We start from the raw sequence: 639 nt of genomic DNA, 5'->3' as shown, positions 1-639 counted from the left end.
TTGGTCGCTACCAACCTGGCGGTGCAGCCCAAGAACATCGACGGTCTCTTGGCGGCGGCGAAGCAGCATGACATCGACTTCTACCTCGCGACGATGGATGATCCTCAGCCCCTGGGCCTCGTCGACAGGCTAGCCGAAGCGGGAATCCTCTGCTACGGACCGAGCGCTGCGGCTTCGCGTATCGAAGCAAGCAAGTGGTTCGCAAAGGAGCTCATGCGGGACCTCGGTATCCCTACCGGGTCGGCGATGTCATTTACGGACTATGGGGCGGCGCGTGAGCACGTCGAGTCCTTGCGCGACAAACCAGTGGTCGTCAAAGCCGATGGCCTTGCTGCCGGCAAAGGGGTGATCATCTGCAGCGGCACCGAAGATGCTCTCGAAGCACTGGACATCATCATGCGACGTCGCGATTTCGGATCGGCGGGGGATCGGGTCATCGTCGAAGAGCGGCTTGAGGGCTGGGAGGCGAGTGCACACGCTTTCTGCGACGGACGTACTGCCCGGCTCATGCCCTTCGCGACCGACTACAAACGTGCCGGCGATGGCGACATTGGTCTCAACACCGGCGGTATGGGCGCCTATAGCCCGAGCAATCGGGTCAACGAAAACCTGGCCGCTGAGATCGAGGAGACCGTCATA

At 61.7% G+C, this 639-nt stretch carries 1 protein-coding gene; it reads left to right on the top strand.

The features are described 5' to 3' along the window. The coding region (locus KDD36_15210) for a phosphoribosylamine--glycine ligase (GenBank protein ID MCB0397997.1) at positions 1-639 on the top strand (639 nt) is incomplete at both ends.

This window comes from Flavobacteriales bacterium (assembly GCA_020435415.1).
Classification (GTDB): domain Bacteria; phylum Bacteroidota; class Bacteroidia; order JACJYZ01; family JACJYZ01; genus JACJYZ01.
The sequence above is the reverse complement of the archived record's forward strand: the minus strand, read 5'-3'. Positions and strand labels throughout refer to the sequence as shown.